This is a genomic window from Oleiphilus sp. HI0086 (assembly GCF_001635225.1).
In genome coordinates this window covers 22,990-35,776 of the sequence record NZ_LWFZ01000985.1, presented here as the reverse complement: position 1 = coordinate 35,776, position 12,787 = coordinate 22,990, and the positions used below count along the sequence as shown (strand labels likewise).

General features: G+C 45.8%; 13 protein-coding genes and 1 pseudogene. 4 read left to right on the top strand and 10 right to left on the bottom strand.

Annotated elements, in window-relative coordinates:
* Positions 1 to 757, top strand: a pseudogene (locus A3756_RS27900) (sodium:proton antiporter); the annotation flags it as partial.
* Between the two features lies 1 nt (position 758).
* Here A3756_RS27900 and A3756_RS17895 read toward each other — a convergent pair.
* The 6 genes from A3756_RS17895 to A3756_RS17870 all read right to left on the bottom strand — a co-directional run bounded on the left by A3756_RS17895 (position 759) and on the right by A3756_RS17870 (position 4,387).
* Positions 759 to 1,172 carry a CBS domain-containing protein gene (locus A3756_RS17895; RefSeq protein ID WP_082870359.1) on the bottom strand — a complete coding sequence of 138 codons (414 nt, stop codon included), beginning with the start codon at positions 1,170 to 1,172 and terminating at the stop codon, positions 759 to 761.
* Positions 1,173 to 1,266: 94 nt separating this feature from the next.
* Positions 1,267 to 1,719, bottom strand: coding sequence for a GNAT family N-acetyltransferase (locus tag A3756_RS17890; RefSeq protein WP_068512804.1), 453 nt, complete (start codon positions 1,717 to 1,719; stop codon positions 1,267 to 1,269).
* A gap of 1 nt (position 1,720) precedes the next feature.
* A complete protein-coding gene (gene moaE, locus A3756_RS17885) occupies positions 1,721 to 2,176 on the bottom strand; it encodes a molybdopterin synthase catalytic subunit MoaE (RefSeq protein WP_068512795.1) in 456 nt (151 codons plus the stop codon).
* A gap of 1 nt (position 2,177) precedes the next feature.
* Positions 2,178 to 2,426 carry a MoaD/ThiS family protein gene (locus A3756_RS17880; protein WP_068512793.1) on the bottom strand — a complete coding sequence of 83 codons (249 nt, stop codon included), beginning with the start codon at positions 2,424 to 2,426 and terminating at the stop codon, positions 2,178 to 2,180.
* Positions 2,427 to 2,455: 29 nt separating this feature from the next.
* On the bottom strand, positions 2,456 to 3,709 hold the full coding sequence (gene glp / locus A3756_RS17875) for a gephyrin-like molybdotransferase Glp (protein ID WP_068512791.1): 1,254 nt from the start codon (positions 3,707 to 3,709) through the stop codon (positions 2,456 to 2,458).
* A gap of 111 nt (positions 3,710 to 3,820) precedes the next feature.
* Complete coding sequence (locus tag A3756_RS17870; protein WP_068512784.1) at positions 3,821 to 4,387, bottom strand: type II secretion system protein; 567 nt, start codon at positions 4,385 to 4,387, stop codon at positions 3,821 to 3,823.
* 212 nt (positions 4,388 to 4,599) lie between these two features.
* On the opposite strand from A3756_RS17870, the gene rho reads away from it, so the two are divergent.
* The 3 genes from rho to A3756_RS17855 all read left to right on the top strand — a co-directional run bounded on the left by rho (position 4,600) and on the right by A3756_RS17855 (position 8,505).
* On the top strand, positions 4,600 to 5,862 hold the full coding sequence (gene rho / locus A3756_RS17865; RefSeq protein ID WP_068512781.1) for a transcription termination factor Rho: 1,263 nt from the start codon (positions 4,600 to 4,602) through the stop codon (positions 5,860 to 5,862).
* A 130-nt stretch (positions 5,863 to 5,992) separates the two neighbouring features.
* Positions 5,993 to 7,477 carry a 4-hydroxy-3-polyprenylbenzoate decarboxylase gene (gene ubiD, locus A3756_RS17860; RefSeq protein WP_068512779.1) on the top strand — a complete coding sequence of 495 codons (1,485 nt, stop codon included), beginning with the start codon at positions 5,993 to 5,995 and terminating at the stop codon, positions 7,475 to 7,477.
* Positions 7,474 to 8,505 carry a 2Fe-2S iron-sulfur cluster-binding protein gene (locus A3756_RS17855; RefSeq protein WP_082865348.1) on the top strand — a complete coding sequence of 344 codons (1,032 nt, stop codon included), beginning with the start codon at positions 7,474 to 7,476 and terminating at the stop codon, positions 8,503 to 8,505. Before ubiD ends, A3756_RS17855 begins: the two co-directional genes overlap by 4 nt.
* Positions 8,506 to 8,566: 61 nt before the next feature.
* On the opposite strand, the gene A3756_RS17850 is transcribed toward A3756_RS17855, so the two are convergent.
* From A3756_RS17850 to hemC, 4 genes are read right to left on the bottom strand one after another with little or no spacing between them, the layout of a single operon-like run.
* The gene (locus A3756_RS17850; protein WP_068554147.1) at positions 8,567 to 9,805 is read right to left on the bottom strand and encodes a heme biosynthesis protein HemY; all 1,239 of its coding nucleotides are present in this window, start codon (positions 9,803 to 9,805) and stop codon (positions 8,567 to 8,569) included.
* Positions 9,802 to 10,944, bottom strand: a complete 1,143-nt coding sequence (locus A3756_RS17845) for a uroporphyrinogen-III C-methyltransferase (protein ID WP_068750210.1) — start codon at positions 10,942 to 10,944, stop codon at positions 9,802 to 9,804. The genes A3756_RS17850 and A3756_RS17845 overlap by 4 nt, the downstream gene beginning before the upstream one ends.
* Before the next feature lie 29 nt (positions 10,945 to 10,973).
* Positions 10,974 to 11,774 (bottom strand): uroporphyrinogen-III synthase, encoded by an 801-nt coding sequence (locus A3756_RS17840; RefSeq protein ID WP_068554143.1) that lies wholly within the window; start codon positions 11,772 to 11,774, stop codon positions 10,974 to 10,976.
* Between the two features lie 4 nt (positions 11,775 to 11,778).
* Positions 11,779 to 12,729 carry a hydroxymethylbilane synthase gene (gene hemC / locus A3756_RS17835; protein ID WP_068514508.1) on the bottom strand — a complete coding sequence of 317 codons (951 nt, stop codon included), beginning with the start codon at positions 12,727 to 12,729 and terminating at the stop codon, positions 11,779 to 11,781.
* Between the last annotated feature and the right edge of the window lie 58 nt (positions 12,730 to 12,787).

Here is a 12,787-nt window from a genome sequence, read left to right as displayed (position 1 = left end):
AGCAGGGCATGCCGATGCGGGTGCCTTAGTTCCGATGGTGTTTTTGGTTATCGTTGTTACTGTCATTATCCAAAGTATTACCTCAAGCCCTTTGGCGGGCTTGTTAAAGGTTAAAGAGCCGGATGATAATGGCTTTCTATTTATTGGTGCGAACGCCGTGGCGAGAAATTTGGCAAAGGCTATGATCGGCAAAGGTGTCACCGTTATTCTGACAGATACCAGTTGGGAAAATGTCAGGGCAGCGCGAATGGACAATCTGCCAGTCTATTATGGTAACCCCGTTTCAGAGCATGCTGAAAATAACCTGGATTTAACCGGGGTTGGTCATATGTTGGCTATCTCGCCCTATAAACAGTTGAATACTTTATCGACCTATCATTATCTGGACTTAATGGGTGTTGGGAGTGTTCTTGGTTTGCCTGAAGGTGATCAGGATGTGCGCGCTAGTCATCAATCGTCTGAAAAATATGTGCGAACACGAAATCAGTTTGACGAGGGAGCGACCTTTGCAAAGTTAGCGAGCTTGGTAAGTAAAGGCGCGACAATTAGAACGACGCAGCTCTCTGAAGAGTTTACCTATGAGGACTATTTACAGCTCCATGGTAATCGGCTGACGCTATTGTTTGCGATTCGTCCAGATAAGCAGGTTGTGCCTTTAGGCAGAACAGATGCAAAGCCTTCAGTTGGATGGGAAATGATTAGTTTAATACAGCCTGAGCCAAACCCTGAAGGGCTGGCTCAGTCTAGTAGTTCATGATCTAGTTGTCACCGTGGTGAGGATGGTCAATACGGTTGATCAGTGCGCGAGCAAAGTCTTGACGAGTAATAATGCCAACAAGCTTGCCGCCGTCCATAACCGGTAGTCGTCGTCGGCCAGAAGTGAAGAACTCTGCGCAGACAATGATATCATCTTCTTGTTCAACCATGTCTAGCTCGGTCGTCATGTGATCGGCGACTCGATCACCTACTGATTGGTAGTAGCCGTCATTTAGAGCTTCTTTCAAACAATCCAATTCTGAAAGAATACCAACCAGCTTCCCTTCATTATCTATTACCGGTGCGCCCGAACGGCCTTTTTTTACCAGAGTTCTTAAAGCCGTAATAACGCTGTCTTCAGGTTTGAAGGATAAAACATTTGGGCTCATATAATCTTTTATTTTTACGGAATGCACGTCACTTGCTCCTTATTCTGTACAGACTGGGTCATGGCATGAAGCCGATTTAGACACCGTTGTAAGATACACTATGGAGGATATCTGGGGAAAATCAAGCAAGCGGGTGCTTCATTAGGGTGAGTTTTCGTCCTTGTCGAAGATAGCGACGAAGAGATTCAGCGATATAAGGAGGAGCCTGTTCTATATTCTGAAGCTGAAAGCCAATTTGAGCATAAAAGTCTTTAAGCCACTCAAAAGGAAAGCACCAGCACTCGCGATTTGTCAGGTGTGGTTTTAGTTCGGTAAGTAGCCTGCTTCCTATGCCTTGCCGCTGCTCGGATGGAACCACGACCATGCTGCGTAGAATCAGATATTGATCGCTCTTGACCAGGCGAACAGCCGCAACGATTTTATTGTTTGAGTTGTTATTTCTAAGGATGTAAACCTCGTCTTCTTTACCGACGTGGGAATGGTAGTTCGCTTGTTTATAGAATTGCTTGGCGAGAGGAAAGCGAGGCGGGTCGAGTCGTTCCAGGGCGAAATTATTGTGGCTTAAGTCAGACATTTTACCAGCGTTTTTTTCTATCTAGGTCGCTCTCTTTTGCTTCAACCCATTCAGCACCGTCTTTGGTGATTTCCTTTTTCCAGAAAGGCGCGTCGGACTTTAAGTAGTCCATAATAAACTCACAGGCCGCAAAAGCATCTGCTCTATGTGCAGAGCTTACGCCAACGAAGACAATTTGTTCGCTCAAGTGCAAAGGGCCAACGCGGTGAATGACTCTCGCTTCAAGTATCTGCCAACGTTCAGCTGCTTGTTGAATGATTTTCTGTAAGCACTGCTCTGTCATGCCAGGGTAGTGCTCCAGGAACATGCCATTTACATTAGGGCGATCTCCGAATTCCCGAACCAAGCCTGAAAACGTGCAGATCGCGCCAGTTGCTAGGGCGTGGTTGTTCCGTAGAGTCTGGTACTCATTTTCTATTGAGAAATCTTCTTGCTGAACGCTGACAGATATTTTCATACTAACCGCCTGTTACCGGGGGATAAAATGCTACTTCATCTCCTACTTTAACAGCAGTACTTGCATCGGCGATATCCTGATTGACTGAAATAATGATCCGTTCGTTAGCAAGCGCGCTTAACCAGGGTTCGCCCCGTGACTGAAGCTTGGATTTGATATCGCCAGTCGTCTGGATGCCGTCGATCTCGGTCCATTGTTCGCTATCGCAGTCGAGCTGCTCTCGCAAGCTGGCAAAAAAAAGGATATTCATAAGGTCGTCTCGTAACTTAATAATGCTTGCTATACCGGCAAAGAAAAAATGCTAGGGAAAGGTATAAACTCGACAGAATCCCCTGCTTTTGGTTGAGTGTGTTCTTTAATCACAGCGAAACCCTCCGCCCAGCTTGCAGAGCTTAGCATACCAGAGCTTTGGTTCGGGTGACGAATCAGACGATTGCCTTGGCTTCGCTGAACTCTCAGAAATTCTCTTCTGGGGCCGGACTTTTTAATATCGAAGTCTAGGGCAAGAGAGTAACTTTGAGGTTTAGTGTCGCTAATACCTTGCTTATGGAGTAAGAAAGGGCGAGCCAATACCGAAAAGGTAACAAATACTGCGCCTGGATTTCCGGGCAAACCGAGTACTGGTGTTTCGCCAATTTGTCCATACATAAAAGGCTTACCGGGCTTGATGGCTGCGCGCCAGAAATCAATGCTCCCCAATGACTTGATTGCACTTTGTACATAGTCTTCTTCGCCAACGGATGCGCCGCCAGTGCTAATGATGATGTCGGCTTTATCACTCGCCGAGTTTAAAGCTTTAACCGTTGCTTCGAGTTGATCTGGGATGAGGCCAAGATCAACTATATCTGCGTTCAGGCTTTTGAGCATGCCGGTAAGTAGGTAGCGGTTGGAGTTAAATATTTGTGAAGAAGAGGGCTTATCGCCCGGTTCTACCAATTCGTCTCCAGTTGAAAAAATAGCGACTTTTAGTCTTCGAAACACTTTGACCTTAGCAATACCAATCGAAGCAATTAAGCCAACGCGGGCAGGGGAAAGGACTAGGCCCTTTTGTAAAATAACCTGGCCTTGTTGAACATCTTGACCTCGAGGGCGAATATTTTGCTTAGCGTTAGGCTGGGAGGAAAAGGTTACCTCCTTGTTGTGCTCATTGATTGTCGCCTGTTCTTGCATAATGACGCAGTTCGCTCCTGCTGGTATCGAGGCGCCGGTAAATATTCTCGCAGCAGTGCCACGTTCAAGTGTCTCGGGTTGGTGCCCGGCAGGAATGCGTTGTGAGATACAGAAGGCTTTACCCTCAGAGAAGTCATCAAGGTTTAGTGCGTAGCCGTCAACGGCACTGTTATCTGTGGGCGGTACATTAAGTGTAGAGACTAAGTCTTCAGCGAGCACTCTTTCGTGTGCATCAATAAGTGCAACTGATTCTGTCTCCGATATCGGGTTTGCCAATTTTTTTAAGCGCTCAATGATATCATCTAAAGGATTAAGGGTGTGTTTGACGGCTGAATCGCAGCAGCTTTGATTTGTGTTCGACATAAATAGCTCTGTCAGTATCGACGATGAAAAACGGGTTATTAGTTTAGCGTGTGCAGTGTATCGCTAAAACAGAAATAAATCGTTGATGATCATCAAGCGCTTAAGGAAGAGTTAGCAAGCGGGTAGATCTGCGTGAGTGCCGCAGCTTACGACACTACCGTCGCGCGAGTCGTACTTGATAACCAAGGAGCTGTTATTGCGATTGCCAGTGTCGCCGTTAAGGCGATAAGCGTAGCTGCAGACTCTGTTGCCGGTGTGGCGGTAAGCTCGATAGGCTTCATTGTTGTTGCCAACAACAACTGAGGGCGGGTTTTCCAATACGCCCTGCCAGACACCAATGCAGCCGTTGTTGCCTTGCCCTATATTCTCATTACCTGTGCCTTTATCAACACCAATTGGGTAGCCGATATTGTTGGTGTCAATCGTGCCATTGCCAAAGTTTGTCAGGTTTTGGGTGCGAGTGGTATGGCCTGCTGCCTGGAAGACTGCTTTGACAGTTTTAACGCCTGCCTGCAAATTTCCAGCAATGCTCCTAACCTGCGCTAGTTCAGCTTCATCAGATAGGTCACTAAATCTAGGTAACGCGATGCTTGCAAGCGCTCCAATTAATACGATAACAATGACCAGTTCGATCAGAGTAAAACCTTGGGATTTGAAGGGTTGAAGAGTCGGCTTCATAAATATATGTTTCTTAAGTAGTTTATTTAATTATAGGTACGAAAACGCGATAATTGTAAAAAAAATAGTATATTTCTGGATATAGCGTATAATCTGCGCTATCTTTATTGACAATATCCCCGATTTGGGGTGGCACTCCGCCAAAAAAATTAAATTCATCACAACTTTCCTTTAACGGCCTCGCGCTGTATCTATTTGAACTTTTACATAATATGAATCTTACCGAACTTAAGAAAAAAAGCGTTCCAGAATTACTCGAAATTGCTGCCGAAATGGGCTTGGATAATCTTGCTCGATCTCGAAAACAAACAGTTATCTTTTCTATATTGAAGCGCCATGCAAAAAGTGGCGAAGACATATATGGAGATGGTGTTTTAGAGATTCTTCAGGATGGCTTTGGATTTTTGCGATCAGCAGAAGGCTCATATCTGGCTGGACCAGATGATATCTACGTTTCACCTAGCCAAATTAGACGTTTCAATTTGCGTACCGGGGATACGATTTCCGGGAAAATCCGTCCGCCGAAAGACGGCGAGAGATATTTCGCGCTTTTGAAAGTTAGTCAGATCAACTTTGATAAACCTGAGAACTCGAAAAATAAGATTTTATTTGAAAACCTGACCCCTTTGTTTCCAAATGATCGTCTTATTCTGGAAGCCGGTAACGGTAGTACAGAAGATTTGTCAGCGCGTATTCTTGATTTGGTTGCTCCAATTGGTAAAGGACAGCGTGGCTTGGTTGTTTCTCCGCCGAAAGCGGGTAAGACCTTGATGATGCAGAATATTGCTCAGTCTGTCGCGCGCAACAACCCTGAGTGTCACCTCATGGTATTGTTGATTGACGAGCGTCCAGAAGAAGTAACGGAAATGCAGCGTTCGGTTCGTGGTGAGGTTGTAGCCAGTACCTTCGATGAGCCACCAGCTCGTCACGTTCAGGTAGCCGAGATGGTTATCGAGAAAGCAAAACGTTTGGTTGAGCATAAGAAAGATGTCGTCATTATCCTTGACTCTATTACGCGTTTGGCTCGTGCCTATAATACGATTATTCCATCGTCGGGTAAGGTCTTAACGGGTGGTGTTGATGCACACGCACTTGAACGTCCGAAGCGCTTCTTTGGTGCTGCTCGAAATGTTGAAGAAGGTGGAAGCCTGACAATTATTGCAACAGCTCTTGTTGATACCGGCTCTAAAATGGACGAGGTTATTTACGAAGAGTTCAAGGGTACCGGTAATATGGAAGTACACCTTGATCGTCGTTGTGCCGAGAAGCGAGTATATCCTGCGATTAATATTCGCCGTTCAGGAACGCGTCGAGAAGACTTGTTGATGAGTGAAGATGAGCTTCAGCGTGTTTGGATACTGCGTAAACTATTGCATAGTATGGATGACGACTTAGCAGCATTAGAATTTATTCTCGATAAGCTGAAAGACTCTAAAACAAATGATGAGTTCTTCTTGTCGATGAAGAAGCGATAGGCTGTTGTTGATGGCTCAAAAGCTTTGTTAAATAAAACTTTTGAGCTGAATTAAACATCGTCAGGCTAGAATATAAACCGGTATTTATACCGGTTTTTTTATGAATTGAATTGAGATTGTTGTGTCAGTTATGAAATATGATGACCTCCGAAGTTTTATCAAACAACTTGAAGCGCAAGGTGAGTTGAAGCGTATTGCTCAGGAAGTCGATCCTTATCTGGAAATGACCGAGATATGTGATCGTACTTTACGTGCAGGAGGGCCTGCTTTACTGTTTGAAAACCCAAAGGGTTACAATATGCCAGTGTTGGCAAATCTTTTTGGTACAACGCGGCGCGTTGCCTTAGGAATGGGGCAAGAAGACGTCAGTGCACTACGTGAAGTGGGCAAACTTTTGGCATTTCTTAAAGAACCTGAACCACCTAAAGGTTTTAAGGATGCCTGGCAAAAGCTACCGATATTTAAAAAGGTGATGGCGATGGGGCCCAAAGAGGTCCGCTCGGCTGCCTGTCAGGAAGTGCTTATCGAAAAAGATCAGGTGGATCTGTATAAGCTTCCTATCCAGACTTGCTGGCCAGGCGATGCAGGACCTTTGGTGACCTGGTCTTTGGTGATTACAAAAGGGCCTGAAAAGTCTCGCCAGAATCTGGGGATTTATCGCCAGCAGTTGATTGCAAAGAATAAGCTGATCATGCGCTGGCTATCTCACCGTGGTGGCGCACTAGACTTCAGAGAGTGGCAGCAAAAACACCCAGGTAAACCTTTCCCGGTTGCGGTGGCTTTAGGTGCTGATCCAGCAACAATACTCGGTGCAGTAACGCCCGTGCCCGATACCTTATCTGAATATGCCTTTGCTGGCTTGTTACGTGATAGTAAAACTGAAGTGACTAAAGCGGGCTTGAGTGACCTATCAGTGCCAGCGAGTGCAGAGATAGTATTGGAGGGCTTCATTTACCCTGATGAAGTCGCACCCGAAGGACCCTTCGGTGATCATACTGGTTATTACAATGAAGTGGATACCTTTCCGGTATTTACTGTCGAGCGTATTACTCATCGAAAAAATGCGATTTACCACAGTACTTATACTGGTCGGCCGCCTGATGAGCCTGCGATTCTCGGTTTAGCTTTGAATGAAGTCTTTGTACCGATTCTAAGAAAGCAGTTTCCTGAAATTGTCGATTTTTATTTGCCGCCGGAAGGATGCTCATATCGCCTGGCCGTTGTAACGATGAAGAAGCAATACCCAGGGCATGCTAAACGCGTGATGATGGGCGTGTGGTCCTTCCTTCGCCAGTTTATGTATACCAAGTTCGTAATTGTCTTGGATGATGACGTTAACGCACGAGAGTGGGAAGATGTGATTTGGGCAATTACGACACGTATGGATCCGGCAAGAGATATCACCTTGGTTGAAAACACACCGATAGACTATTTGGACTTCGCTTCGCCAGTATCGGGCTTAGGCTCCAAGATGGGTCTTGATGCAACCAATAAATGGCCGGGTGAAACAAACCGGGAATGGGGTGAACCAATTACCATGACTGACGAGATAAAGTCTCGAGTTGATGAAAGGTGGGACGACTTGGGCATCTTTGGTGGTGATCAGTCCAAGTGAACGTGCTCGAAATAGAGTCACGGGTTGAAGGCCAGCTTCGCACATACGAATTGGCTTTTGATGCGGGAGAGTCAGTATATGAAATTGCTGACAGATATGCCTTGAAGTTGCCCGTCAGTTGCCGCAACGGGGTTTGTGAGATATGCCGGGCCAAGCTCGTTTCTGGCGAAGTTGAATTCGGCCCCCGAAGGGAGCTGGTTCAGGGGCCACTACAGAAAGACTTGTTGCTGTGCCAGACTTGGCCAGTGAACTCAAGCAAAATTACAATAGATAATATCTATGGGCCAGGAGAATTGCCTGTGAAGAAAACGGTTTGCCGAGTAATCGCTGTCGAAGTGATTAGAGGGCATGTTTATAAAGTTGAGTTGCAGTTACCTGCGGGCAAGCTGCCGGAGTTTTATGCCGGGCAGTATTTGGCACTTGAGATGCCGGGTAAGGATGCTGGTAGTTATTTTTCTATCGCTTCAGCGCCTGGCTTGCGAGAAATCACCCTCCACATTCAGGCTGATCCGCACTTGAACTCAGCGGTTGAAATTGTGGACTACTGTAAGGACGCGTTGGAGAGTGGAGCCAGTGTCACGATCTCTTTACCGTTTGGAAAGGCTTGTTTGCCAAAAGTGCCTGATAAGCCGCTAATCTTGATGGCTGCTGGTACCGGCTTTGCTCAAATGAAGTCTATTATTGACTATCTCCTGGCGCAGAATTATTCGCTTCCGCTTGCCTTATATTGGGGAGTTAGAAAAGAAGAAGATATGTACTTGGCAGAGTTGGCTGAGGAGTGGGCATCGAAATATGATCACTTTGAATTCCACCCGCTTATCGCAGACATTGAAAACATAGATGCAAACGCTCATCACAATCAATTGAGTGATGCGGTATTAGCAGACTTTTCAAATTTAGCGGATAGTAAGGTTTTTGTTAGTGGCTCGCCAAAGCTTGTTCATTCTGCAATGGACGCCTTGCTGGAAGCCGGATTAGAAGAACAAGACTTCTTCTCCGATGTTCTGGAATATGCGCCACGTTCTTAAATATTAGTGGCGCAAGCATGATGGTTTTAGAGCCAAGCAGAAATACTGTCTAGCTCAGTGGCTATCGAGACTCAGGTAGGGGCAATTTTGGCAGCTCAAGATTCTCGATAAGCCCTTCGAATACTTCTTTGTCGGCATTATTTTTCGCATTTAGGCGTATATTCAGGCGACATAGCTCCGCGAGACTTTCCTTGTTTTCGTGTAGTTTGTTGCTCGCTTCAAAGTATTCTTGAGCTTTCCCCCATAAACCATTTCTTAGGCAAAGCCTACCAAGTGCTAGCAATAAGCTGGCATTGTTGGGTCTGCTTTTTAGCCATTGTTCGGCGTGGATCAGTTGCTCGGAAGTGTTTTGAGCGGCGACCATTCCATAGACGCGAACCAGCCTGTCGTCCCATTTCTTTTCCAAGGCTTTTCGGATTAAGGTTTCGCACTCGTGATCGTTGTTAAGGCGAATAAGCTGTAGTGCGTACGTTTCAAGCAACTGCGCGTCGAATTGTAATGGTGTTGGTACACACTGCCATAAACCTGCGAGAATATCGTCGGCAGCGTCTTGTTGAGCGCGGTTAATTAGCTCGTCGGTTTTCTGTACAAAAAGATTATTCCAGGCGAGAGACTCGACGGCTTTGATTTCATCAGTGCCGAGTTTGGCATCTTTTTGCAAGGAGGGCAGGAGCTTTATCAGGTTGTGCCAATCTTCTAATTTTAAGTATACCGACTTCAAGAGCTTTAGAACGAAGGGGTGATGCGCCTGTTGTTTATGCAGGCGTAATAGTGTTGCTAAGCAAGGTTCATATTGCCCTTGTTGGTACTGGATTTGTGCTTGAGCGATCCCCACAGCAAAGTCGGAGTCCTCGGTGCTGTCATAGGCTTTCTTCAGCATTAGCTCAGCATCCTTAACCTGCCCTAACTCGTTGGAAGCGTGAGCGGCGGCTAAGTAGTTAATTAAGGGCTTATGGGACTTGGTAGCAGATTTAGATAATAGCTTGCTCGCTACGCCCCAGTTGCCTTCAAGTAGTGCAATTAGACCTTTCTCGGTTTTTATCGTAGCTCTTGACTCGGCGGAACGGCCAAACCACTTAGATACAGACTTGCTTGAATGCACCAGTTTACGTTTCAGCCCTAGTAGCCATACCAATAAAGTAAGCAAAATAGCGATAGCGAGTGCGGCGATGACCAGATTACTTTCTATTAGCCAGTTTCCATAAGATATTCGAACATATCCGGGGTCATGGCTGACAATCGCTGAAACACCAAGCGCTAGAGCCATGCCGACAATAATCAACACGAGTAAACGCTTCATGGTGTTGGCTCCTGCTTGGTACTGTTATCTGTGCTTGAAGGTGTCGGGTTGGAAAGTTTGCCTAAGCTATGGTTAAGATACATGGCTTCAATTTTTGTCTTCAGTAAGCGTAATGACTTTGAAATATCGGGTGTTTCGTAGCTTATTTGAAGTGTTTGCATACTTTTGAGTTTAGAAATCAGAGTTTTCGTTTGTTTGTCCTGAGTATCAAAGTAGTTCTCTAGCCAAATGCTTGCTTGTTTTAAGCTGTGAGTAAAAATAGCCTGGTTTTGCTCTAGTAAGGCAAGGTTTGCTTGTTCGAGCATCAGTCTTAGATTCTGCTTCAGATAATAATTTTGCTCAGGCGCCATAAGAGGCGCGACAGGGTGATCCAAACGCCGGATCAATACTGCTTTCTTTAGCTCGCCCCATACTTCCAGCCATGCTTGCTTCCATGCGGGAAGATCTGAAGTTTGTGATGAACGCTGGCTTGGTGTTTGTTCTGGCTCTGGCTTGCTCGTGTCTAAATAAGCGCTTTCTTTTAAGCCGTCTAAAGAAGAAATGATAGCCGAGAGTTGCATAAACATACCTTCACGGTCGAGGTGAGAAAGCTGTTGTAAGCTAAGAATCTCTTGATTGAGTGCTGCACGAACTGGGAGTAAGCCTGGGTCATTGATTTCGGCCAGCACTTTATCGGCAGATATCATGACTGCCTCAGCATTTTTTAAGTCGCGCTCAAGAAGAAGTCTTTGGTTGGCGAGATGTAATAAATACTCGGCCTCAGCAAGTAGCCAGTCAGCACGACTGCTGGCACCCATTTCTGTTAGCTTCTCGGTGTTATATAAACTTTGCCTATCGAGCTGAGTCAGTATCTGACTTTGTTGTTGTTTGTCTGCTTCTAGGTTTTTCAAACGTCGCTCGAGGCTTTGCTCTAAGTATTGAACTCGTTGTTGTGCGCTCTTATTTTGTGAATCTAGGTGCGACAGTAGTGTGTTTTGTTGCGACAGGTTTTGCCAGAAGTAAATTGCGCTAGCGATCGAAAACGCAGCTATTAGAGCAATGACCAGTATTAGCAGCCAAGAAAGGTTTTTCTTCTTTTTAGCTTGAGGGGCTGGCTTCTTTACATCTGCTGCAGGTAGCGTTTCGTTTGCGTCAGTCACGTGTTGTCCTGTTTTTTGTTGGTTGGCACTTACAAGCTGGCTTTTTTGATGCACTTTACAATGTCCATCGGCATAAGGTTTTCCGAGATCAAAGTGTTCTTCAATCCGTGTTCATATGCAATATTGGCCACTCTGATACTGGGTAGTATAAAAGACCTGTCAGATAAGTCGATATTGTGTTCACTGCAATGAGCAAGCAGGTTAGTCAGTGTTTCACCGCTTAGTGTAATAATAAAGTCTGGCGCAAAGTCGTCAATGCTTTGTTGCAGTATGCTTTGATCATAGTCTGGTTTCGAGCGTTGGTATAGCGATATGCTATCTACTTGCGCACCTCGAGCAAGAAGTTGGCTTTGTAAAGCCTGGCGACCATGCTTACCCTTGAGGATGAGTATTTTTTCGTCTTGAACTGTTTTGAGGTCTTTGTTCTCTAATAGTTTTTCACTGCTCAGGTCTTGACCTGGCGATACGATATCCAGACTTGTCGAGTTTAAGGCTTCAGCGGTTTTGCGGCCAATGGCATACCATTTTTGTCCGACAGGTGCTTGTGGCCAATAGTGATCTATTTGTTCAAGGCCTAGATCAGCTGCGTGTTGGCTGACGACAATTACATGCTGGTATTGGTCTAAATCGAGGATGTGCTGTCGCTCGATCGCGCTAATCTCAAGCTCATCGATTTTTAGCATTGGCAGTTTTTTGCACTGGGCTCCTAAGGCTTCGAGAGCTTTTGATAATTCCGTGGCGGAGGGTTCGGGGCGGCAGATTAGAATCTTGCTTGAACTGAGCAGGCCTAGTCGCTTGAAAGCCTGCTCGGTAACGAGTTTATTTGTCATTGGCTTAAACTTGAGCTTTGTTATAGACAGCTTCTAGTAAAGGGCCTGCACCCATTTCAAGCAGAGCTTCCGCTACGGCAACACCCAGCTCTTCACATTGAGCTTGTGGGCCGCTTAAGCTTGTTTTAAGGATGGTTGCGCCATCTTCTGAGGCAACTAAGCCGGTGAGTGTCAGTGTCTCGCTTTCTAAGGTTGCATATCCGGCGATTGGAACCTGACAGCCACCATGGAGCCGGTGATTCATTGCGCGTTCAGCTTTTACGCAGAACTCGCTTTCTGGGTGAATGAGGGGCGCCAATAATTTTTTAATATCCTCATCCTTGCTTCTGCACTCAATGCCTAGAGCGCCTTGGCCAACAGCTGGAAGTGATTGCTCAGCCGATATGACGCTTTTGATGCGTTCATTGAATTCAAGTCTTTTGAGTCCAGAGGCTGCAAGAATAATGGCGTCATACTCGCCTGCATCGAGCTTTGCCAGACGAGTATTAACATTGCCTCTTAAAGGGCGAATATCTAGGTCTGGGCGAGAGGCGGCCAGTTGGCTATGCCTGCGTAGGCTTGAGGTGCCAACAATTGCACCTTCTGGAAGTTGATCGATCGAGTCGTATTGATTACTAACGAAAGCATCGAAGGGGTTTTCCCGCTCACAAATAACGGCTAGCTCAAGACCTTCGGGGAACTCCATAGGGACATCTTTCATTGAGTGGACGGCGATATCTGAAATGCCTTCTAGCATTGATGCTTCAAGCTCTTTTACAAATAAGCCTTTGCCACCGATTTTAGCAAGGGGGACGTCTAGAATCTTATCCCCTTTGGTTGTCATGCCATTAATATTGACTTCCAAGCCTGGGTATAAAGCTTCAAGTTGAGACTTTATATAACGGCTTTGCCACAACGCTAAAGCACTTTCACGAGAAGCAATATTGAGGGTCTTGATTGGGCTTGATGTAGACATGTTCGAGTCGTTCACTATTGGCAAATGGAGTGGGTGCTATATATTGAATTGCGTCGCT

Excerpts from the sequence above, each read along its gene's own strand:
- A3756_RS17890 (WP_068512804.1), bottom strand. The coding sequence starts at position 1,719 with ATGTCTGACTTAAGCCACAATAATTTCGCCCTGGAACGACTCGACCCG.
- moaE (WP_068512795.1), bottom strand. The coding sequence starts at position 2,176 with ATGAAAATATCTGTCAGCGTTCAGCAAGAAGATTTCTCAATAGAAAAT.
- A3756_RS17880 (WP_068512793.1), bottom strand. The coding sequence starts at position 2,426 with ATGAATATCCTTTTTTTTGCCAGCTTGCGAGAGCAGCTCGACTGCGAT.
- glp (WP_068512791.1), bottom strand. The coding sequence starts at position 3,709 with ATGTCGAACACAAATCAAAGCTGCTGCGATTCAGCCGTCAAACACACC.
- A3756_RS17870 (WP_068512784.1), bottom strand. The coding sequence starts at position 4,387 with ATGAAGCCGACTCTTCAACCCTTCAAATCCCAAGGTTTTACTCTGATC.
- rho (WP_068512781.1), top strand. The coding sequence starts at position 4,600 with ATGAATCTTACCGAACTTAAGAAAAAAAGCGTTCCAGAATTACTCGAA.
- ubiD (WP_068512779.1), top strand. The coding sequence starts at position 5,993 with ATGAAATATGATGACCTCCGAAGTTTTATCAAACAACTTGAAGCGCAA.
- A3756_RS17850 (WP_068554147.1), bottom strand. The coding sequence starts at position 9,805 with ATGAAGCGTTTACTCGTGTTGATTATTGTCGGCATGGCTCTAGCGCTT.
- A3756_RS17840 (WP_068554143.1), bottom strand. The coding sequence starts at position 11,774 with ATGACAAATAAACTCGTTACCGAGCAGGCTTTCAAGCGACTAGGCCTG.
- hemC (WP_068514508.1), bottom strand. The coding sequence starts at position 12,729 with ATGTCTACATCAAGCCCAATCAAGACCCTCAATATTGCTTCTCGTGAA.